Here is a 22,769-nt window from a genome sequence, read left to right as displayed (position 1 = left end):
ATTACTCATTACCCCATTAGTTGCTAGTGGCTAATTGCTTGCACAGCGAATACCTCCTTTATCTTTTGCAATTAGCCAGTAGCTACAAATATTCTCAGCGATCGCTAGTTGTAACTTATCAGTTGTAACTTCTCCAAATAGCAACTAAAGAACCCTGGACATCCAATTGTGCTGCATTAACTTCAATAGGAGCATAACTAGAATTGGCTGGTTTGAGAGTTACGCGATCGCCTTGACGATAAAACCGCTTTAAAGTTGTTCCATATCCCTCTACTCTGGCGGCAACAATGGTACCATTCTTTAAATTATCTGGTTCCATCACCGGACGTAGAAATACTAAGTCACCTTCTACGATAGAATCTTCAACCATGCTGTCACCGGTTACCCGCAAAGCATAGGTCTTTGCAGGTAATGATAAATTAGAAAGGTCTATGTGTTCTACAGCATCAGTGAAGGGTTCAATTAAACCACCTGCAGCAATAGCACCGAGAATTGGTATACCTTTACGATCAGGGTGAATAATTCTGATTGTTCTAGCTTTACCCTCACTCCATTCGATATAACCTTTGTTACGCAAATGTTCTAAACGGCTTTGAATTGGTGCAGGCGATTTTAAATTCATTGCTTGCATCATCTGCCGAATTGAAGGAGAATGTTGGCGCGATTTGATATATTCCACCAACCACTCATAAAGTTCATTTTGAGCTTCTGTTAGTTTTTCCATAAATTCATAGGGATGTAAATACAAATGTCCATAGGACATTAGTACTACAAAAGAACATCCTACGGCAAAGATATTTGCTAGTTTTATAGTTTTTTTAAGAATGAGCAATTAAGAATGGGAACTGAAAATCTAGAAATTGGAGGCGATCTCGATATTAATCGATAGCTCTAAAAATTAAATTTCTTTTGCGCCGAGTATACTTGCAAGTAAGGATTTTTGAGCATGCATCCGATTTTCTGCTTGCTCCCAAACTCGCGATTGAGAACCTTCAATTACCTCATTCGTAATTTCTTCGCCTCGATGTGCTGGTAAACAGTGTAAAACAATTGCTTGGGGATCGGCAAGATTTAATAAATCTTCGTTGATTTGGTAGGGTTGGAAAATGGGAATGCGGTCGCTTGCTTTTGATTCTTGCCCCATACTTGCCCAAACATCGGTGTACAATACGTGAGCATTTTTGGTTGCAGTTTCTGCATCTTGGGTTAGGACAACTTCTGTTTTACCACCTGCAATTGCTCGTGCTTTCTCCGTAATTGCGGCGTTGGGTTCATAACCTACAGGTGTCGCCACTCTAACATTCATTCCCACCAGTGCGCAGCCCAACATCAAAGAATTAGCAACATTATTTCCATCACCCACATAAGTTAAGGTAAGTCCTTCAATACTGCCAAAACACTCTCGAATAGTCATTAGGTCTGCTAATACCTGACAGGGATGCTCTAAATCGGTTAAAGCATTAATTACTGGTATTTTGGCATATTTGGCAAAGGTTTCCAACTCTTGAGGGGCAAAAGTACGAATCGCGATAATATTCAAATATCTGTCTAGTACACGTGCAGTATCCTGAACTGGCTCTCCTCGACTTACTTGGGTGACATTAGGATTTAGGTCAATCACCTGTCCGCCAAGTTGATACATTGCTACTGTCATGCTAACCCTTGTACGGGTTGAAGCCTTGGAGAATAACAAGCCTAAAACCTTATTGCATCGTAGTTGTAATTTCTGTGATTTTAGCTTGCTTGCCCGATCCAAAATAAGTTTAACTTCCGTTGGACTAAGGTCCGCTAAACTTAATAAATCCCGTCCAATCAAAGCTGTCATATGCCCTATCTATAAAAAATAACCATATAATTATCCCTTGCCATCGGTATTTAATATTCTACATTTAGCTTATTAACAGAAAACTATTTTTTTGATGTTGGGAATTGGAGATTAGGGATAGGAGCTCGATTGAGTTATTTTTGGGGTTTATATTTTTGGTTTTGGGGTTTACAATTTATCTAATTGTGATATGATATGTACTCGTTGCGGGTAAACGAGATAGCATTTGTGTTCATGTAGATTGATTTACTTACGCAACTAAGATTGATTTCGCCAGCATGGCTCAGTGGTAGAGCACTCGACTTGTAATCGAGCGGTCGTCGGTTCAAATCCGACTGCTGGCTTTATTTTAAAAATACGCCCTTTTGTACATTTGTACATTCACAAATTATATGTCGCTGTTCCCAAATTAATGTCGCATTTCACAAATTGTTGTCGTTTTTTCCCAAATTAATGTCGCGACTCTACTTTTCAAACCGTTCACAAATTAAGTGTCGCAAAATTAGACTTTGTGAATTGGGTAACAGCTAAATACCTTCGCCTCATAGGTAAATGATAAAGCAAGTTCTGCTATTTCGGAATTCTCAGCCATGCTTTAGTAAAGCTTTTGGGGTACTTGTTACCCTGTTAACTCAACAATAGTTAAATTTCTTAATAGGTAAACGAACAGTAAATGTACTACCTTGACCTAGTTTACTGTCTAACTCGATATCTCCTTGATGAACCCGAGCAATTGCAACTGCAATAGGTAACCCTAAACCAAATCCTCCACTTTTACGAGAGCGATCGCTACCGACGCGATAAAAGCGTTCAAAAATCTGCTTTTGTTTTTCTGTTGCAATTCCAATTCCAGTATCTTGTACTTTAATTAGTGCTTGTGAGGAATTAATATCTAGAATTATTTTGACTTTTCCTCCTTCAGGGGTGTAGTTAATAGCATTTGTAACCAAATTAGTTAACATCCGATATAACTGTTCTTCCCTTGCAGGTATTTCCAGTGTTTGATTAATCCGAACATCTGTTTTTAGTTCGATGTCAACAGCAACTGCTAAAGGTGCTAATTCCTCTGCAACATCATTCACTAAATCATTGAGAGATACCTGTTCTAGTTGAAGATTATTTTGCTTTGGGACACCCTGTTGGTCAAAGCGAGAAAGTAATAGTAAGCTATCAACAAGTTTTGATAAACGGTAATTTTGTCTCTTGATTACCTCCAAGCTTTCCCGCGCTTCTTGTTCGCTAATATTGGATAGTCTTAGAACTGACTCAACAGTTGCTCTAGCAGCAGCAAGAGGGGTTCGAAGTTCATGGGCGGCATCAGAAGTAAATTGCTGTATTTGTTGATAGGATTGGTATACGGGTTGCATTGCGAATTTAGCCAGCCACCAACTAGCAACACCTACAAGCAGCATAGCTAAAGGTAAACCCACAAACATAATTAATCTTATCGCCCCTAGATAACTATCAAAATCTTTAATTGAACGTCCTACTTGTAGATATCCCCAATCATGATTATCTCTAGTATGTAAAAGCAGAGTGATTTGATGATATCTTTTACTATCTTCTCCAAGACTATTACTTTTTCTCAGTTTAAAAGTATGCCATTTTACTTGAGGTGTGGTGAGGGGAAGTTTTTGGGGAAATTCTCCAGCTAAAGCCAAAGGTTTACCAGAAATATCCACCAAACGGATGTAATAATCATCTTGTTGGATTGCATTAGTTAAAGTATGGTGAGATTCATTTTTTTGGTTAGAGCAAGAGGAATCTCCTACCAGACAAATACTAGGTAAAAAACGAACTTGTTCAATTGTTAAATATCCTGGCTTTTCCAAAACAAACTCGAGACTGTTATGAATTGTAGCGGAAACAGAATTGAGTTCTCTTTCCAGTGTTACCCAATGAGCATGAGCGATCGCTTCATAAACACTCCATCCACACAACGTTAAAATTAATCCCATTACCCCAGCGTACCAACTTGCCAATCGCCAGCGAGTTTGGAGAAATAATTTATTTCCTTTAAAATAAACAGGGGATTGCATTTGCAATTAGTAATTAATAATCAATAACTAATAACCAACCTTTGATAACTGTTAACTGTTAACTGTTAACTTATTTTCAAGAAATATTCAAGCGATATCCTAAACCATAAATGGTTTCAATTAGAGAATCACAATTATATTGAGCTAATTTACGTCGTAACAGCCGCATTTGAGCTGCAACTACATTACTCATAGGTTCTGCACTCACTTCCCAAAGTCGATCTAAAAGTCGATCTCGAGTAATAATCTGATTGGGGTGCCTCATAAAGTATTCTAAAAGTTGAAATTCTTTTGCTGTAAGAGGTATTTCTTGATTTTCCCCAACTTGTTGCCTCAAGAAAACCTTATGGTTAGCATAATCTAAGCAGAGATTTCCCAGCTTTAATTGTTGTGGTTTTAGTTCGGGAGAACGTCGCTGTAAGGCTCGCAGTCTTGCAAGCAATTCATTAATACCAAAAGGTTTTACTAAATAATCGTCAGCCCCAGCATCCAAACCTGTGACTTTATCTGCTTGGGTATCTTTCGCTGTTAGCATCAAGACTGGTAAGAAACTATTTTGCTGACGTAATTTTTGTAATAATTCTATTCCTGAGATTTCTGGTAACAACCAATCAAAAATAGCAACGGTATACTCCTTCCAATTATCTGCTAAAAGTTCCCAAGCCTCTGTGCCATCTTGTACCCAATCAACTATATAATTTTCTTGATTAAGAGTTCGCTTAATGGCTGCTCCTAAGTCTTGTTCGTCTTCTACTAATAAGATTCGCATCTTTTTTCATTTATCAGTTATCAGTTAAGTACCTGAGCAAAATTCAAAATTAATCAAACGTTTTTTGAGCTAGCGAACAGATATAAATAACTCATTACTCATTACTAATTATTTCCCAATGTGGTTTTTCTCAATGTGGTTAAATTTTCGCAAACGTAAAGCGTTAGTAACCACATAAAGGGAACTAAAAGTCATTACAGCACCTGCAATAATTGGGTTTAGTAACCAACTAAAAGAGGGAAATAAAATTCCCGCAGCAATGAGAATCCCTAAAATATTATAGAAAAGCACGAAGAAGAGATGGTGCTTCTGATGACTTACTTATTTCATTTTTTCCTCGAGTAGATTAATTGCTTTTAACCCCCAAGGACATTCATGTTGGGGAGTAGACATTCGATACACTCTAACTTTTTGTGCGGTTATAGTATCAGCCATGATTTTAAATAGTTTTATTTGCTGTAAATTTAGGGTAAACTCTCTAGTCATCTAGAGAGTCAAGCATACTTGCAAAAATTTTTCAGATATTTCAATCTTTCACGAAAGCCTATAGCTATTAGCTCAGAGATACTTTTATTCTAAAAACCAATAGTTATTAAGACCTATACTGCTGTCATTTGCCGACAAGACTCCGCACAACGACGACAAGACTCAGCACAATGTTGACAATGCTCGCTATCATGTTTGCTGCACTCATTAGCACATCGGTCGCAAGCTTCAGCACAGACACCACACATTTGAGTATGAATCCCTGATTGACGCATCATTAGACGAGAGCACAGAGCGCAGGTATCGGAACAGTCACGACATAACTTTATACATTCAGACATCATTTGTACCATGTCACTGCTCAAACAAGCAGTAGCACAGTTTTCACAGTTTCGTAAACAATCTAAACAAGCTTGGATACAAGAGTCTAAATTAGATGATTGAGTTTGAGTAAATGTCATAATTTTTTCTTGTAAACTCGTAAATTCAACCAGGTCTAATTACCTGCTATTTTTACATTATTGGTTTACGAAGCACAATTTCATCTAACGGAAGAAATAGTCCTAATTCTAACTATTGATGCGAGTATATTTCATCCCAATTTCATATTCCTATGTTATTTAAATCTTGGTTTATATAATCAATTAAAGCCGATAATTTATATCAGTCATGGAATAAAAAAGAAAGTAATTTACATAATATTTTATTGAAATTAATATTTAGAGAATAGTATTTACTGGAAGCGTCCCAATTTTGAAAAATCCCTAAGATTTAGTATTGAACTTCGCCTTTTAACTATGTTCTCAAAAGGCGAAGTTTCCAGGAATTTTACTTCATCAGGGTGATTTCCGACAGCAGAATATAACATCGTCCCAAAGTCCATAGCATTTCCAAACTTCTGTTGGCAATTCTTGTGCAAAATACTCCACACTAACTTGAAAACCAACTCCTTCCAAGCGTTCTTGAAAATCGGTTCCGTAAACCCTAACATGGTCGAATTGCCCAAACCTTTTTTCGCGTTCTGTAGGATCGGTTACACTTAGATCTTCATCTGTCTGCCTGTGGCGTCTATAAGGAACTTGGATATAGGCTATACCATTGGGAAGGAGCACTCGATATAGTTCCTGCATCGCAACTATGTCATTAGGAATATGCTCTAATACGTGAGAACATATGATCGCGTCAAATGTATTATCTTGGAAGACTAAATCTGTAATATCTGTGTGATAATCTACCCCTGGAGCAGAAATATCGACTGTTGTATAATCGATGTGGGATAAAGCTCGAAACCGCTTTTTTAGACATCTTTCTGGTGCAAAATGCAGTAATTTGCCACCTTGACGCAATATATCAGCATATTTCTCTAGGAATAACCATAATAATCTGTGTCGGGTTGCACTATCACACTCTGGACAGGAGCCATTTTCCAAGTGGTTAACCCAGGAAGTAAACTTCTTACCGCATAAAGGACAATTAACTTTATCTCCTGCATATTTTAGTCGTCGGTATCCACGACGAATAGTTCGATACAGAGGAGAGATTAAAGGCAGGTGTGTGTACGGCGTATTCATGAATGCTACTGACACAATTACACTACATGTGAAGCTAGCTAAATTTTACATTTATTTGTTGCACTTTTTTCCTACCGTATTGGGTGGGCACTTATAAATCGGAAAATTTCCCATGCCTTACTACAAAATAAGTGTAAATTTATGAGGCAGTATATGGTAGTACTAAGCCTTTAAATAAATAAATCAGCTAGACCAATCCTTCAGGAATTATAGACAATTTCATGACAATTTCATTTTTTCCTGCCATCATTGTTTTGATGCGAGAATCCAAGGTACATTCCTATAATGTGTTGCAGAATTAAACTGAAAGGTTAAATATAATACCTGATTCTAAAAGTAATTTTATTCAATTTCTGAGGAGTGCTACATCTTACATCTTTGACAATCTGCGCGATCAAGAGGATAAACCCGTGCAAAGTTCATTAAACCCTGGCAAAACTGTCTTGGGAATTGCTGTTTTTGTCCTACTTACAGGTGGAATTTTGACAGTTACCAATCATTTTAAACCTGTTTCATCAATGACGGGGATGGAAGGACATGATATGTCCCACGGTAATATGTCCCATGATGACATGATGCAAGTGGATGGGTCATTTAACCCGACTCCTGTAACGGTTAAAATTGTTAAACCTAGTTTACTCACGGCTAGCGTTAAATATACTGGCTCCATTCATCCTTATCAAGAAATAACTGTTTACCCCCGAATCGCCGGACAATTAACCAATTACTCAGTTTACCCTGGCGATCGTGTAGGAAAGGAACAAATTTTAGCCACACTTGATGCTAGCGAACGTTTAACTGAAGTGGCGGAAGCTGTAGCACGAGCAGACTCAATGGAAACTAGTTTAGAGGCTGCTCAAATCGAGTTAAGCGAACAACAACGAGAGATTGAAAGGTTAGCTGCAGAACTTTCCTATCAAGAAAAGAAACGCGATCGCTATGCTTTGTTGGTTAAGGAGGGGGCTATTTCTCAAGACCAATACGATGTCGAAGATACCCAAGCTCAAACTGCACGAGCAGCTTTGAAGAGAGCGCGAGTGAAGTTGATCCGCTTAAAAGCTCAAGCTCAAAGCGCTCGTTCCCAACTTAAGGAAGCAAGGGCAAAAACTGATACCGCCGCGATTATGAAAGGGTATACTAAATTGCGCTCTCCCATTGCAGGTATTGTCCAAGAACGCATGGTAGACCCTGGGGTAGTGGTACAGCCAGGAATGGGGGTTCTCAAGATTGGAGATTACCAGCAAATACGCCTACGTGCCAATGTTGCTCAACAAGATGTAGTAACTATTAAAGTTGGTACTCCCATCGTGGCAAAGGTTCCTGGAACTAATGTTAAGGAAATTACAGGTAGAATTACTAGTATTTTTCCCCAAACGAACAGTAATACCCGCACCGTAACTATCGAAGCTGTTGTCAATAACCCCAGAGGACAATTGTTGTCTGGACAGTTTCTGGAAATGGAAATCATTACTGCTCGTTACAAGAATGCTTTGTCTGTTCCACGCTCAGCCCTGACGCAGTTTAAAGGTAAGACTGCAGTTTGGGTTGTTGATGGGGAAACAGCGCAACGGAAAATTGTTACCACTGGCTTAATAAGTGGAGAGCAAGTAGAGATTAAAAGCGGTCTCAAACCGGGTGATGCGGTAATTACCTCCGGAAACTCAAAATTGATTGAGAATTCACCCGTAGCAGTAGTTGATGAAGCAGGAAGGTCAGTTGTTTTAGATAGTAATCCTGTTGCAGGTGGTGCGCGGGTGCGATTAGTCAGCCCTCAAGATTCAGTCAAAAAGGGTAGCGCCCAACTAATTCTCGAAGTTCAAGACATTAAAACTAATCAGCCCTTAGCAGTAAAAAACCTTGATGTAAACGTTACTATGCCAATGAAAAATATGCCACCGATGACTTCAATGGTCGAAGTTCAACCCGATTCTCAAGCGGGACGCTTCAAGGTCGATACCCACTTTGGGATGAAAGGGAAATGGGAAATCAAAGTCAAAGTTAAAGACCCAAAACATCAAGGTCAAAACAACTTTAATCTTAACGTTCAATAATTACCTCTTTACTTTTTTTCCTTTTAGGACTTACGTATGAACAACGTAATTACGGTCATTACGACGTCATGTTGCAATCCCAAATACCTAATTTCTCATTACGAGTGCGTAAGTCCTCTCCTTTATCTCTAAAAGCTTATTCAATTTTTGAACTTGTATTTTGAGACAGAACAATGATAAAACTTTTACCCTTCCTCCTAAGCCTGAGCTTTTTAACTATTGCTTGCAATACTCCTGAAAATCAAACAGAAGCAACGTCACCAACAATTACCAACTCATCCCAACAACAACCCCAAGAAGGAAATGTCAAAATCAATTTAGTCAGTCCTAGTTCTCAAGAAACAGTCAAAATGGGTAATACTCAATTGGTTGTAGAAGTTCTCGACTCCCAAACCCAAAAACCAGTAGCAGTCAAGGACCTAGATGTCAAAGTTTCTATGGCGATGGAAGGTGACGAGCCCATGACCTCAATGGCAAAAGTTGAACCAGACTCACAGCCAGGTCGATACAAAGTTAAAACCAATTTCGGTATGCAAGGAAAGTGGGATGTGGTCGCCCAAGTTAAAGACCCCCAACACCAAGGTCAAGTTAGTTATAGCTTTAATGTTCAGTAGGGATTGGGGATTGGGCGTTGGGTAGATGATTTATCATCCCATCCAAGAGGGCGTAAGCCCTAAACTTATAACTCTTAAATCTTATTAATATGAAATATTTTCTTACCCGCTGGTCAATTAAGAATCCGGTGGTGCTTACTGCTTTGTACATCGGCATTCTTGTCCTCGCAGTCTTAACCCTTTTCCTGCTTCCAGTACGGATGATGCCTTATGTTCAAAGTCCATTGGTTGCAATTGTAACTATGGCTCCTGGTTCGTCACCATCTGAGGTAGAAACTTATATTAGTAAGCCCATTGAACAACGTTTAACTGTCTTGGATGGAGTGCGCTTTATTCGCTCCAGTTCCCAGCAAGATATGTCATTAGTAACAGTGCAGTTTGAATGGGGTGGGAAAATAGATCGAGCGGTGCAAGAAGTGCAAAGTGTGATGACATCTGCTGAAGGGGATTTAGCACTTGATGGCATTAATACGCGCTCTTACTGGGTTTTACCTATCGACCCCCTCAACCGTCCGGTATTAACTCTAGCTTTACGGGGTGAAAAATGGGATCCGGTAAAATTGCGAGAGTTTGCAGATAATACCTTAGTCGACCGGCTAACTCAGGTGCGTGACGTACAAGCTGTGTCGATTTTCGGCGGGTATCGGCGACAATTACAGGTAATTGTAGATCGGCAAAAGTTGGCGGCTTATGGTTTATCTATTTTGCAAGTACGAGATGCTATCGACGCCAATAATATTAGTCAAGGTGCAGGGGTTTTAACGAATGGCGATCGCGAAATTTTGGTACGTAGCGATCAACGAGCCCTAAATGCTCGAGTGGTAATGGATTACCCCATTTTCGAGAAGGAAGGACGAGTTGTATATGTCAGAGATGTCGCCAATGTCAAAGATACTTATGAAGAACGCCGTAGCAGTTACCGTTATAACGGCGAAGCAGCACTAGCCGTTAATATAATTCAGAAACCAGATTCGAGTTCGCCTCAAGTCATCAAACGGGTACGCGCCGAATTAAAGAAAATTCAAGCACAATATCCTGGTTTAGAGTTTCAAGAAGCTTACGATAATTCTTACCTAGTCAATTTGATTAAAGACAGTACCACTGGAGAATTATTGATAAGTGTTGTTCTAGCGGGTTTGGTAATCTTAGTTTTCTTGGAAAATTTCCGGGCGACGGCGATTGTGATGATTTCTATTCCCACATCCCTCGCCCTATCAATGTTACCATTCATCCCCATCGGCATGTCCCTTAATTCTTCAACTTTAATTGGGATGATGATGGCGATTGGAAAATTGGTAGATGACTCAATTATTATTATTGATTCAATTGACCGGAAATTACAAGCAGGGATGAAACCCCGTGAAGCAGCAATTAAGGGTACGGGAGAGGTTTTTCTTGCTAGTGCGGCAGCAAGCTGCGTAATGATTGCGGCACTGTTACCAACAATACTTGCAGGCGGACTCACTGGGTTAATGTTTGTTGGTATTGTTTATCCGATGGTTTTTGCTTTTGTCGCCTCCCTATTGGTCTCGATTACGTTAATTCCGTTGCTCGCAGCGTTTTTTCTCAAACCTCTACACCAAAAAGGAAAACCCAAAACTTGGTTGCAAAGATTGCTGACTCCTGCACGTTATAGCTTTTACCAATTAGAACGGAGTTACGGATGGTTACTGAATCTTTGTATGCGCAACCGGGAAATTACCCTAGCGATCGCAGGAGCCTCAATTGTCCTAGCATTTAGCTTATATCCCTTAATTGGACAAGAAATGATGCCTTTGGGAGATTCCGGTCAAATTATGGCTACCATTGAGTTAGAACCGGGAAGCTCATTTAGCAAAACTGACCGAGTCACCCAAAAGTTTGAGCAAATTCTCCTAGAGCAGCCGGAAGTAGAAAAAGTTTCCTCACAAATCGGCTTTGAATTGACGCGCAATAGTACTTACTTTAGTGGCTATAATATGGGTGGTGTTAATAGTGCTTCCGCGATTGTTACCCTCAAAGAACTTGGTGAGCGAGAACGAGATATTTGGGAAATTATCGATACAGTCAAAGCCAAAGCAAATAGTTCAATTCCTGGCTTGCGCCGGATCGCCATGAAAGAAATGGGAGTGGACGTCATGGCTACTTCTGCTGCTCCCATACAACTAGCAGTTTACGGTGAAGATTTAGATGTACTACACCGTCTCGCTAATGGAGTTTTGGGTATTGCCGAAAAAACACCAGATTTAATTATGCCCCATACTAGTTCGACAATGTCTCAGCCAGAATATCAGTTAAAAATTGATCGCCGTCGAGCAGAAGAACTAGGATTAAGCGTCCAACAAGTAGCCGAACAAGCTCGTTATGCTTTAAATGGAGGTTACACCCGTAGATTCTACAATCGTCCTAATTTAAGACAGAATAATATCCTAGTCCGCTACAACGAACAAGACAGAGGAACCCTGCAAGACTTATCTGCAACTTACATTACCACTCCAGATGGTCAACAGGTACCCCTAACTAGTGTGGCTACTTTAGAACCAGAAAAAGGACCCACCTTAATCGAACGGGTTAACGGGCGACGGGTAGTTTACGTTAATGGGTATTACCGCAAACACGGTCCTGCTTCAATGGATTTGTCAATGGCGATCACTATGCGCGCGGGTACTGAATTAAACTTTCCCCCCGGTTATGGTATCGACTCAATGGGGGATATGACGGATATGATGATTGAGTTCGAGCGACTTTTGCAGGGTTTGGTTATATCGCTAGTACTGATTTATCTAATCTTAGTGATTCAGTTTGGCTCATTTATTCAACCTTTAGTCATGATGCTGTCAATTCCCTTACAGTTAGTAGGAGTTTTTGGAGCACTTTTACTTGCAGGACAAACTCTTTCTACGGTTTCTATTCTCGGAATAGTTATTTTATCTGGTTTATCTGTTTCCGCCGCAATTCTTTTATTAGAGTTAATTTTAACCAAACGTCAAGAGGGAGTACCTAGGGATGTAGCAATCCGCGAAGCCGGACCTGTTCGACTCAAGGCGATTGTGATGACAACCTTAACGACAATTATTGTAATTGTTCGACTTGCTTTTTTCCCAGAAACTGGAATGGATGCTTACTCACCGATTGCGACAGTAATTTTAGGTGGTTTACTTATCTCTACTTTACTTACCTTAATCGTCGTTCCCGCAGTTTATTCCCTTGTCGATGATATTACATACCGGCTAACTCACTTCAGGAAGAAAATTATGACGGTAAATTTGCCTGGAAAAGTTTAGTTTTTTCGAGAATAAATGATTGCTAAACGATAGTAAATATTACGAATTATTTGTAAAAATAATTATCACACTGTATCTAGCTTCTGTTGAAACAAAAAATAGTTTTCTGGACTTTTAATGTAAGTGTTTTCAATGAAATATATGAAGTCGAACATCAGTAAAAAAAAATTTATTAGTGCAATAGTTGGCGTAATAATACTAACAGAAAGTAGACCTTTATTGGCTCACGACAAACGCCTTCACATACGGAATAAACCAAGTAAGGCAAAAATAGAAGACAAATCAACAGAGGATATTCCTCAAGAAGTTATACCAAAATTAAAAATACAGGAAAAACCCCTGTCTTCATCTCAGACAAAAATTAATATAACTCAGAAAGAAAAAAATTTTAATTCAGTGATAAGGTCAGAAATCAACAACATAAATTTTCTCCCACAACCAGAAGAATTAATTTTCCTTCTGTTGTTCGCTGTACCTATTTCACTATTTTCGATCAAGCGATGGATATACAGGTAAATATTTTTAGTTTGTTTTATCTTGATTCTCTTCGCTACGAGTAACTAATACACATTCAATATGGAAATAAAAAAAATTCATATCCGTCAACTTCACTATTACTTTGCTCCAATAATGTTGTTCCCTATAATACTCAGCTTGATTACAGGGTCTTTATTTCAAGTAGCAGTAATAACCGGTAAAGGAGAAGAATTTCTCTGGTTACTAGAATTACATAGGGGAAAATTCGGTCGGATTAATTTTGAGATAATTTATCCTTTTCTCAATGCTTTTGGTCTTTTGACACTCGCAATTACAGGAATTATCATTTGGCTTCAAACTCAACGACGTCATAGAAGTAACTAACAGGTCTAAGTTTTTACGTATTAGCATGCATCAATGGAAGTATTAGAGAAAGAACTCCAGGGATGAAAATGAATTGGAATGGCTGACCTGTATAAGTTGAAAATTCTGTATGTCTAGTAAACGAATATTGTGCTATTACTGCCGACTATCAGATTTAATATTAGCGAACTCAGAATACAAATCACTCCTACTCCCCAAAAATGGGAAATAAGAGTGAAGTAGCAGGCACACTGTATTTTTTAAATGTTCCAATTATTACTCAATTAAACACTATGCAATCAACTGACAGAATTTTATAGACAGAAATTTTTAGACAAAAATCTAAATTTCAGACAAATCAATCAACTTACTTCTTCTCTGTCAAACCTGTTACCAAGGTATGGGAAGAATGCAAAAAGCGTTTAATATTCTCCCAAAACTCAGCTTTTTGGATATTGTCTTGAGCAAACGTAGAAAGTTGAGTAAACCATTTCGTTAAAGCCTGTGATTGTTCAGATATTTTACGAGCAACAGTACTAGCCGAAAGTATATGTTGTCTTGCTTCATCAGAAGAACGTATCTGATTCGTTGCAGCTTGGGTTATTTTCTCTACTAATCTACCTGCCCGAGTATTTATGGTAGAGATGTGATATATCTGTAACTCATTATTTTTCAACGATTTTGTCCAAGTTGATGTTTGCTGGCTACCGGTTTCCATGGTTCCAGATATATGATTGATTTCTTTGGTAACAGTAGTCAGTAGGGATTGGGTTTGTGCAACTGTATTAATTAGTTCCTTCTCCGTAGTTTCTGTTTCTTCTGCGTTGGAAACTAACAATTCTTGTTCGCTATTTTCCAACTCGCTTTTGGCGATCGCTGCATTTATATTTTGACTATTTATTTGCTTATTTAGCTTGGTCGAAACTTCATCTATTAGAACAGAAAGCCTTTGACAGTCCTCACTTACTTGCTTGACTTTCTGCGCGCCATATACTACCGCCTCATGATGAGCAGAAATACTTTGCAGTATACTTTTTACGTTTTTCTGCGCTTCTTGTAAGGACTGATGATTTCGCTTCACTTGATGTTCTGCTTGTCTAGCTGTAGTTGCTACACCTTTAGCCCCATCACTAACCCCTTGAATTTGCTTCAAAGCCACAGTAACAAATTCTGATAGGTTCAAAGCTTTAGTAGAAAATGCTTTAAAACTATTTTCATTATCCTTGAGCAATTCAGCAATCAATTCTTGGAAGTCTTCTTGTTGAGAATGTTGTACGGGTGCATCTTTTTTGAACACCTGGTAAGTTTGAATTCTACTTTCTGAGACTTGAGCATTTTCAATAGCGAAACCCACTTGCATTGCAATCTGAGATAACCATCTCACTTCATGAGAAAGCCACTCACGGGGTCCGGAACACTGACTTGCAACTAATAAACCCAGCAACTTATCTTCATGAATAATTGGCGTGATTATATTTGCCTTAATGTCAATTTTCTCAAGTTGCTCAATGTAACAAGCAGTAAAACCAGCTTCATAGATATTGTCAACAACCCTAACGCGACCATTACGGTATTTTTCAATATACTTTGCTTCTAAGCAAGGGTCTTTCATAGTCATCCCCAAAGCCCTAGTCCATCGACGACCTACTGACTCTGCAATTACCACTCCTTGAGCTTCTGGTTTGAGCCCATAGACCAAAACGCTGTCACATTCAATAACTCGGCGTACTTCTTCTACAGTAGTTTTGAGGATATCTTCTTCCTTTAGGGAAGAACGAATCAGTCTCACAGTCTGTGTAAAATACTTTGTCCACTCATCTTCAACATTTTTCTCTTGGCGAAGAAGTGAAGTTTTTGCCGAAAGTGCGGCATTTTCCAGAGCAAAACCTACTTGTGTCGCGATCTGGGAAAACCACCTAACTTCATGGGGTAACCATTCACGGGCTTGGGAACACTCATGGGCTATTAACAAACCCATAAGCTTACCTTCGTGAATAATTGGCGCAACTAAATTTGCCTTAACTTCAAATCTTTCTAGTTGCTCGATATAACAGGGGGTAAGACTAGCTTCATAAACATTACCAATTGCGATAACACGACCATTCCGGTATTTTTCAATATACCTACTTGCAAAACAGGGGTCTTCAATCATCGCTCCCAAGGATTTACTCCACCTTGGAGCCACTGATTCTGCAGTGACTATTCCCATGGATTCCGAATCCAGACCATAGATAACCACTCGATCGCATCCCATAACTCGGCGTACTTCTTCGACACTTGTTTTGAGAATATCTTCTTTATTTAAAGAATCCCGAATCAGTTTTACTGTTTGAGTGAAGTAACTAGTCCATTCAGTTTCAATATCTGTTTGCTGACAAATATCAGAAGTTGTGGCAATAAGTTTGGCATTATCAATTGCAAAACCTACCTGCATCGCAATCTGAGATAACCATCTAACCTCATAAGATAACCATTGACGGGGTCCAGAGCACTGATTTGCAACTAATAAACCCAGCAGTTTATCTTCATAGATTATTGGCGTGATAATATTTGCCTTGATATCGATTTTCTCAAGTTGGCGAATATAACAAGCACTAAAGCCGGCTTCGTAGATATTATCTGTAACCCTAACGCGACCATTGCGGTACTTCTCGATGTACTGTACTTCCAAGCAAGGGTCTTTCATTGTCATTCCCAAAGCTTTAGTCCATCGAGGAGCAACTGATTCGGCAATTACCACGCCCTCAGCTTCTGGTCTTAGTCCGTAGACCAAAACGCTATCGCATTCTAGTACTCGACGAACTTCTTCAACAGTGGTTCTGAGAATATCTTCTTCCTTTAAAGAAGCCCGAATAAGTCTGACTGTCTGGGTAAAATACTTGGTCCATTCAGTTTCAATATCTTTTTCGTGGCGCAGATCTGAAGTTTTTGCATTCAGTTTAGCGTTTTCAATGGCAAAACCTATTTGCATCGCGACTTGCGAAAACCAATTTATCTCATGTTCTTGCCAATTACGCGTATCAGAACATTGATGGGCAATCAGTAAACCCATAAGCTTGCCCTGTTTTATAATTGGCGCGACCAAGTTCGCCTTAACTGAAAGTTTTTCTAGTTGCTGAATATGACAAGAACTCAAGTTCTGTTCGTAAATATTATCCATCGATACAACACGACCATTTTCGTATTGATCGACATATTTCGCTTCAAAGCAGGGATCGTTAGTAGTAATTTCTGCGGATTTTGGCCATCCTGGAGCTACTGACTCAGCAAGAACGACTTCATCAGAATTTGGGTTCGGTCCATAAACCACCACACGCTCGCATTCTATTATTCGACGTACTTCTTCTACGCTGGTTTTGAGAATATCTTCTTTGTTGACGGAAGCATGAATAACTTTAACAGTGTCATTGAAATACTGCGTCCATTTCTTCTCAAGTTCTGCTTGCTGGCGAAAGTGTTCTGCTTCTGCTAAAAGTTTGGCATTATCCAGAGCAAATCCCACCTGCATTGCAATCTGGGATATCCACCTGATTTCATGCTGTTGCCATTGGCGTGGTTGAGAACATTGATGTGCTACTAACAAACCCAATAGCTTTCCCTGGTTGATAATCGGTGCTACTAGATTCGACTTTACTTGTAGTGTTTCAAGTTGGTTGATGTAACACGGATTTAAACCTGCTTCATAAATGTTATCGGTAGCCCTGATCCGACCGTTCTCATACTTATGGATATATTCTGCATCAAAGCAGGGGTCCTCAATTGTTCTTCCTAAAGCTCTTGAAATACCTGGAGCAGTTGATTCTGCAATTATCGTTCCTTTAGACTTTGAACTGAGTCCATAAACTACTACCCGATCGGAATCGAGTACTCGACGCACTTCTTCCACAGTGGTCCCGAGAATATCTTCTTCTTTTAAAGAAGCCCGAATCAGTCTAACCGCATCAGTAAAATACTCTGTCCAATCTATTTCAAGATTTTGCTCGTAAGTAAATACTTCTTGATGCACGTCTTCAATGATTGCTTTAGTAATATCATCGGATAAATAGTCAGAGATATGTCGCTCTGGACGAGAAATTTCTTGACCTCTGTTAGACATTTTTGGATTATTTTGCATAACTATCTTGGGAACACAAAAGAAAATTTACAGGCAGACGAGTTTTAGTAAAATATAAAAGTAAAGAAAATCTGTCTAGTTTTATAAAAAATCCACACTGCCTAAAAGTGATTTTAGCGGATTAATGATACTAAATCCGCGTTTTCATCGGTATTTTGCAACTTAATACTGTTAAGAGAGATTGAAACCCTAAACGCTTGTTTTAAAATCTATTTTTAGTAAAGCACCCTAAATCGAAAATAAATGAATGTGTTCCCATAATTCATCATTTCTTTAGAACTGCTTGTGTATAAATAACACTTTTACTTACCAGGATTGCAAAAATATTTGTACGTGAGTTACACGCTTTCTAGACAGAATTTTGATTGTTTACATCATCGCAAAAACACCTCAGATAAATCCTAGGCATAGTTTATTTAATATCTATATCAAATTTTTTTCAATTGATGCAAACCGGTTATACTACCATAGTAAATTATACTAAGTAGCAAAATTGCTATAAAACAGACATATTTTTTTACTCTTAAGTCTCCTTAGGAGATAATTTAGGCGCTTAATCTCTAGCCACAAGTATAAAAATCAAAAAACAATAAATCGTATAATAGGAAACAAGTCGGAACAAATCTTGATTTAGTGTTTTATTGATTATACCTAAATGCAGTTTTTAATAAATATGAGCTTTTTTAAATAATGACAAGGATGGTATTTTTTTTTGCACTAATTGGAAGTCATTACTATATGTGAAATTAGTTTGAAAAGACCAGAAATCAAAAAAAAGGTCGATTTTATAGACACTAGTGTTTTCTATTTTCTCACTTCATAGTTGTGGGAGGAATAGTAAAAATAATCTTTAAAATTAATTAAAATCAAGTATTTTCACTTGTTAATTCGAACACAGAAAAAAGGGGAAGTTTCACTTCCCCTTTTTTTAATTATTTAAAATCCACGTAAATGATAGCTAATAACTGCATAAGGCATTAGATGGGAGTTGTTAAACACCTAACCGTTAGTTCCGCTGATATTCTCATTTCCTCCATCATTTTCCCGATCCAGGAAAGAATCTAAATAAATCCTCCATTACTACTGCACTATTTATTTTTAGTAGTAAATACAGTTGTAAACATCATCAGAAAACCACCAAGTAGGATTGCAACAGCAACTCCCCCTGTAACTAAATCAAGATTATTAATGTTTTCCACGAAGATTATCCTTATTTGCTTATAGTTGCTACTTTTCTCTTTCTATCTAGATCTCTCAACATTCTAAAAATCTACCCCCTGTTTAAGTTCTACTCCCTGGTTGGCATAATGTTTATGACAGTAAACTTCGGAGTGAATGCTAGCTAAATCAAAGTAAGCTGGTTGATTTTGACAGCGCCCAGTAATGATGATTTCTGTATCCTTGGGTTTACGGAGCAAAGCGTGGACAATTGGTTCGACGGGTAATAATTCCAAGTCAACCGTGGGATTGAGTTCGTCCAAAATAATTGTTTTATATAATCCCGAAGCGATAGCTGTTTTAGCTATTTCCCAACCCCTTTCTGCTTCTACATAATCCAATTCTTGACGACAGTTACGCCAAACAATCGCATCTCGTCCACAACGTTGATGGTCTACAACTTCTGGGTATGATTGCTGTAATGCCGAAATTGCTGCGTCTTCTGTATAGCCACTACCACCTTTAAGCCATTGCATAATTAATACCCGAGTCGAACCGGGATGATTAATTCCCCGTCCAATAGCTTGTAAAGCTTTACCCAAAGCACTGGTAGATTTACCTTTACCGGAGCCTGTATAAATTTCAATTCCCTGAATTCCTTGGGCTTCAGCTATTGGATGATCCAATGGTTTCATTTCTGAATGTAAATCAGCAATATCCAATAACTTTTGTGGTGCTGCTCGTCCGGTAGTAATAATTTCTAATTCCTGGGGTTTAGATTTGAGGGTTTTGATAACTTCATCCACATCCAGCAAACCCAAATCCATAATGGGGTTAATTTCATCTAAAACTACAACTGAATATAAATGGGATGCGATCGCACCTTTAGCTACATCCCAGCCCCGTGCAGCTTCAACCCGGTCGAATAGAGTAATTTCATCTGGACCAAAAAATTCTGCTCTACCAGTACGGACTTGGTCAATTAAGTGAGGAAAGCCACTTTGTAATGCAGCAATAGCTCCATCTTCGTCGTAACTTCTTTCTGGACCTTTTAAAAACCGCACTAACAACACTCGTTCAAAATTACCTTGGGAATTAATTCCCAAACCAATTGAACGCAAAACTACGCCCAAAGCAGCCTGGGATTTACCTTTTCCTGCACCATCGTAGACGTGTATTTGACCAGTAAGCCTTGAGGGGCGTACTTGTGCAGTCTTGATACCTATGCCATTCCTTATCATCTGTCCAAAAGCTGTAATGTGGCAGTCTTACATAATACCGAAGGTCTAGTACTATCAGAAAGCATTATATAAATTAAGCTTTCCCGTTTGCGACAAATCATACAAATCTTCGAAAACAGAATTTAGAAGCGATCATCCAACAGTCAGCAGATAAAAAGAATAAAGAAAAAATAAAAATTAATCCAAGGACAATAAAAATTATTACTCCTTAAGATAAATTCCTTCCGCCAGATAGTTTTGATTTGATTGAATGTTCTGCAATATAAGCAAAATGCGATAATTTTCTTTATCCGTATGCTATGCTGTGCCAGTTTTATAACTAAAATCCAATTGGCAAATAACAACGTAATGTTTATCCAGTTTGATAGATCGATTTCTACGATCTGCAGCTTATTGTGTAATCTGTAACAAATACCTTGTACTCGCTGTTTAATTTTGCTGGTAAATAACTACCAAGTTTTTACTAAAACCCTTATTCTATGAGGGTGAAGTAGCTACCAGCGTTTAGTCAACTCAGCTAAATCTTCTCGAGTTACACCTTACCCAAACACTAACTTATGTTTGAAGCTTTCCAAATTCCGGAAGTTTTTCCACTCGGAATAATTTTGTTCGACATACTATTCTTGCTAGTCGCAATTCCCATTGAGGCTTATATCTTAAATATCCGGCTCAACTTTGATAAAAAAAGTAGCACTTTTTATGCGGTTTGCATTAACTTCTTTTCCAGCGCTATCGGCTGGTTTATATGTTTTCAAATCGAACCATTTTTACCCGATTCTTGGAGACTAGAACTAATTAATTTTGTCTTTTTCAACCGGTTGTCCTCATCTGGCGAAGTGCTCGGTTCTGTAGTTGTTTTTGCTTCAGTAGCTTTCTTTTTCACATTTTTAATGAAACTAGTACTTTTAAAGTTTTTGATTTTCTCCCTGCGAGAAGAGATTACTCTAACACTTAAAACTCAACTACCGCCAATCGCTAGATACTCTCGACGCAATAGTAGGAAAAAAATACTAAATACAAATCTGGTGCTCACCGTACTAATTGCCAATGCATTAAGCTACAGTGCAATTCTTGTACTTCTATTTATAATTTTTCCACAGTCTTAGTTACAGTTATTAAAAATTTATCTATGAAAGCAATAAGTTAGCAGAGGAAAATATGATTTTATTGAAAAGTATATTTGGTTTTTTTGAGGAACTTTTCAAACCAATTATTGATTTATTAGTCCCCAAGAAAGCTTACGCTTGGCAAACATTAATTTATTTGAGTATTTTTTCTTTCATCACTTCATACTTTGCGATCGGTACAATACGGTACTTAATAGAGTATTTTGGTTGGTTCTTTTTAATCGCTGGTACGGCTTGGTCTACAACAGACAAACCAGTAACAATACCTGCAACTAATATGCCCATTGGAGCATTAATAACCAGTGCTTTTGTTAGTGTATTTCTATTTTCCCGATTTTTTAATGGGAATTCGGACATCATTCAGCCAGTATCTGTAGTGGTTTGGCCCACACTTGCAGCAGTAATTACAGCAATTCCAGAATTTTTTGAAGGTAGTGGTACGGATGTAAAACGCCAACTTCCTAAATTACTTGTCCGCCAGCAAATTCTTGTTTTACTCAGCGTATGCATGATGATTAGTTGTTGGATACAATTTTATTACGTTATCGATGATTGGTTCGATAAATATCCAACTGTAAAAGCAGAAGTAGAAAATTTTGGAGGTAGTAAACTCATACTCCACAGAGGAGAAACGCCATTATTAAATATTCAAGATGGAGAACAAAGAAAAATACAGTTCATTCTGCCAAAAAATGGCGCTGAGCTTCTGAATAAACTTTCGCCTAAAGTTAGACAACAATTAAACGAACGACCATGGGGAGAGGTTGAAAGATGGCTGCTTGATTCCGTGAATAAAGGTAAGGAAGATAAACCAATAGGAAGGTTAGCCCAACAAGTAAAACAAGAAGTATTAAAACTATCTCCGGAAAAAGGATTTTGGTCTATTGAGCCTAGGGTATCTAACACGAAGACAGGATATAAACTGGACTTACTTGCAATTTGGAATGCCCCAAGTTTTATGTCTGATAAGTACTATCTACAGAAATCTTGTGAAATTACCCCATTTGCCAAGCAATTGAAAGATGATGCGGATGAGAATGCGACAGTTAATGTGGCAGAGATTGAATGTCAATCTAATGTCTCATTCATTCCCAAAAAACCCCCAGCGAAAAATTGATTGATTTTCAAAGCTGATTTTCAAAGCTATTTATTCCTTTGATTGGTAGCGAAATATTTCATACACCAAGTAATAATTTGCATCTGAGACTTTTAAATATACACGGGTGTATTTGGTCGGGTTTATTTTGCTAGGATTGTGGGATGAATACCTTCTGTATCAATTTCGGGTGGAATTTTATTCCATAAAACCCGTAGCTTCCATAAAACCTGTAGGGATATTAATAATTAATATCTCTACAAGAAAAATGTATGACATATTCACACACCAGTATTTTCAAGTGTAAATACTTTCACACTAGCCGGCAAATACAGTAAAATTTACGACCTATAAATGATTTATTTGGCTTTGTTTAAATTGACTGAGCAAGCAAAATTTAAGGAATAAGCCCAAAAAGCTTAGCTTTAACTCATTGATAGATAATATGATTTCTCTGTTGAATCTATATTATCTCTTTGAAGATTATAGTTTAATTTACAATATTGCATTATCAAATATTATTATCTAATTTATTTTTAGTAGTTTTATATTTCCCAAAAACAATTTTGCAACAT

The 22,769-nt window shown here is 38.1% G+C and carries 15 protein-coding genes, 1 tRNA gene and 1 pseudogene; 8 read left to right on the top strand and 9 right to left on the bottom strand.

All coding sequences use genetic code 11. From position 1 onward, the window contains the following. Positions 1-118 precede the first annotated feature (118 nt). The gene (gene lexA, locus BC008_RS40910; RefSeq protein ID WP_027842947.1) at positions 119-724 is read right to left on the bottom strand and encodes a transcriptional repressor LexA; all 606 of its coding nucleotides are present in this window, start codon (positions 722-724) and stop codon (positions 119-121) included. A gap of 174 nt (positions 725-898) precedes the next feature. Then, entirely contained in the window at positions 899-1,825 is a 927-nt protein-coding gene (gene argF, locus BC008_RS40905; RefSeq protein WP_027842948.1) for an ornithine carbamoyltransferase, read from the bottom strand. 272 nt (positions 1,826-2,097) lie between these two features. Between argF and BC008_RS40900 the strand changes: the two genes are divergently transcribed. Further along, positions 2,098-2,169 (top strand) — tRNA-Thr (locus tag BC008_RS40900). A 288-nt stretch (positions 2,170-2,457) separates the two neighbouring features. Here BC008_RS40900 and rppB read toward each other — a convergent pair. The 5 genes and pseudogenes from rppB to BC008_RS40880 all read right to left on the bottom strand — a co-directional run bounded on the left by rppB (position 2,458) and on the right by BC008_RS40880 (position 6,690). Then, a complete protein-coding gene (gene rppB, locus BC008_RS40895) occupies positions 2,458-3,864 on the bottom strand; it encodes a two-component system sensor histidine kinase RppB (RefSeq protein WP_036265253.1) in 1,407 nt (468 codons plus the stop codon). A gap of 76 nt (positions 3,865-3,940) precedes the next feature. Next, on the bottom strand, positions 3,941-4,633 hold the full coding sequence (rppA, locus tag BC008_RS40890) for a two-component system response regulator RppA (protein ID WP_027842950.1): 693 nt from the start codon (positions 4,631-4,633) through the stop codon (positions 3,941-3,943). Positions 4,634-4,741: 108 nt separating this feature from the next. Further along, positions 4,742-4,942, bottom strand: a pseudogene (locus BC008_RS40885) (hypothetical protein); the annotation flags it as partial. 290 nt (positions 4,943-5,232) lie between these two features. Continuing rightward, complete coding sequence (locus BC008_RS47170; RefSeq protein WP_072207817.1) at positions 5,233-5,580, bottom strand: four-helix bundle copper-binding protein; 348 nt, start codon at positions 5,578-5,580, stop codon at positions 5,233-5,235. A 375-nt stretch (positions 5,581-5,955) separates the two neighbouring features. Continuing rightward, entirely contained in the window at positions 5,956-6,690 is a 735-nt protein-coding gene (locus BC008_RS40880) for a class I SAM-dependent methyltransferase (RefSeq protein ID WP_058184628.1), read from the bottom strand. Between the two features lie 410 nt (positions 6,691-7,100). Between BC008_RS40880 and BC008_RS40875 the strand changes: the two genes are divergently transcribed. The 5 genes from BC008_RS40875 (at position 7,101) to BC008_RS40855 (ending at position 13,479) form a co-directional block, all read left to right on the top strand. Continuing rightward, positions 7,101-8,741 carry an efflux RND transporter periplasmic adaptor subunit gene (locus tag BC008_RS40875; protein WP_036265249.1) on the top strand — a complete coding sequence of 547 codons (1,641 nt, stop codon included), beginning with the start codon at positions 7,101-7,103 and terminating at the stop codon, positions 8,739-8,741. 173 nt (positions 8,742-8,914) lie between these two features. Continuing rightward, positions 8,915-9,355 (top strand): FixH family protein, encoded by a 441-nt coding sequence (locus BC008_RS40870; protein WP_027842952.1) that lies wholly within the window; start codon positions 8,915-8,917, stop codon positions 9,353-9,355. Between the two features lie 89 nt (positions 9,356-9,444). Beyond that, a complete protein-coding gene (locus BC008_RS40865) occupies positions 9,445-12,618 on the top strand; it encodes an efflux RND transporter permease subunit (protein ID WP_036265250.1) in 3,174 nt (1,057 codons plus the stop codon). Positions 12,619-12,759: 141 nt separating this feature from the next. Continuing rightward, positions 12,760-13,134: a hypothetical protein gene (locus BC008_RS40860; protein ID WP_153009746.1), complete on the top strand. Its 375-nt coding sequence runs from the start codon at positions 12,760-12,762 to the stop codon at positions 13,132-13,134. Between the two features lie 60 nt (positions 13,135-13,194). Beyond that, positions 13,195-13,479: a hypothetical protein gene (locus BC008_RS40855; RefSeq protein WP_058184627.1), complete on the top strand. Its 285-nt coding sequence runs from the start codon at positions 13,195-13,197 to the stop codon at positions 13,477-13,479. Between the two features lie 346 nt (positions 13,480-13,825). On the opposite strand, the gene BC008_RS40850 is transcribed toward BC008_RS40855, so the two are convergent. Together BC008_RS40850 and BC008_RS40845 are read right to left on the bottom strand one after the other, a co-directional pair. Further along, positions 13,826-17,572, bottom strand: a complete 3,747-nt coding sequence (locus BC008_RS40850; protein ID WP_058184625.1) for a GAF domain-containing protein — start codon at positions 17,570-17,572, stop codon at positions 13,826-13,828. Positions 17,573-18,834: 1,262 nt separating this feature from the next. Beyond that, complete coding sequence (locus BC008_RS40845) at positions 18,835-19,971, bottom strand: cob(I)yrinic acid a,c-diamide adenosyltransferase (RefSeq protein ID WP_027842953.1); 1,137 nt, start codon at positions 19,969-19,971, stop codon at positions 18,835-18,837. Between the two features lie 557 nt (positions 19,972-20,528). Between BC008_RS40845 and fraC the strand changes: the two genes are divergently transcribed. Both fraC and fraD read left to right on the top strand, forming a co-directional pair. Beyond that, on the top strand, positions 20,529-21,077 hold the full coding sequence (gene fraC, locus BC008_RS52860; RefSeq protein ID WP_027842954.1) for a filament integrity protein FraC: 549 nt from the start codon (positions 20,529-20,531) through the stop codon (positions 21,075-21,077). Positions 21,078-21,129: 52 nt separating this feature from the next. Continuing rightward, a complete protein-coding gene (gene fraD / locus BC008_RS40835) occupies positions 21,130-22,215 on the top strand; it encodes a septal junction protein FraD (protein ID WP_036265252.1) in 1,086 nt (361 codons plus the stop codon). Positions 22,216-22,769: the final 554 nt, after the last annotated feature.

This window comes from Mastigocoleus testarum BC008 (assembly GCF_001456025.1).
Classification (GTDB): domain Bacteria; phylum Cyanobacteriota; class Cyanobacteriia; order Cyanobacteriales; family Nostocaceae; genus Mastigocoleus; species Mastigocoleus testarum.
This window is presented reverse-complemented; position numbering and strand designations above follow the sequence as displayed.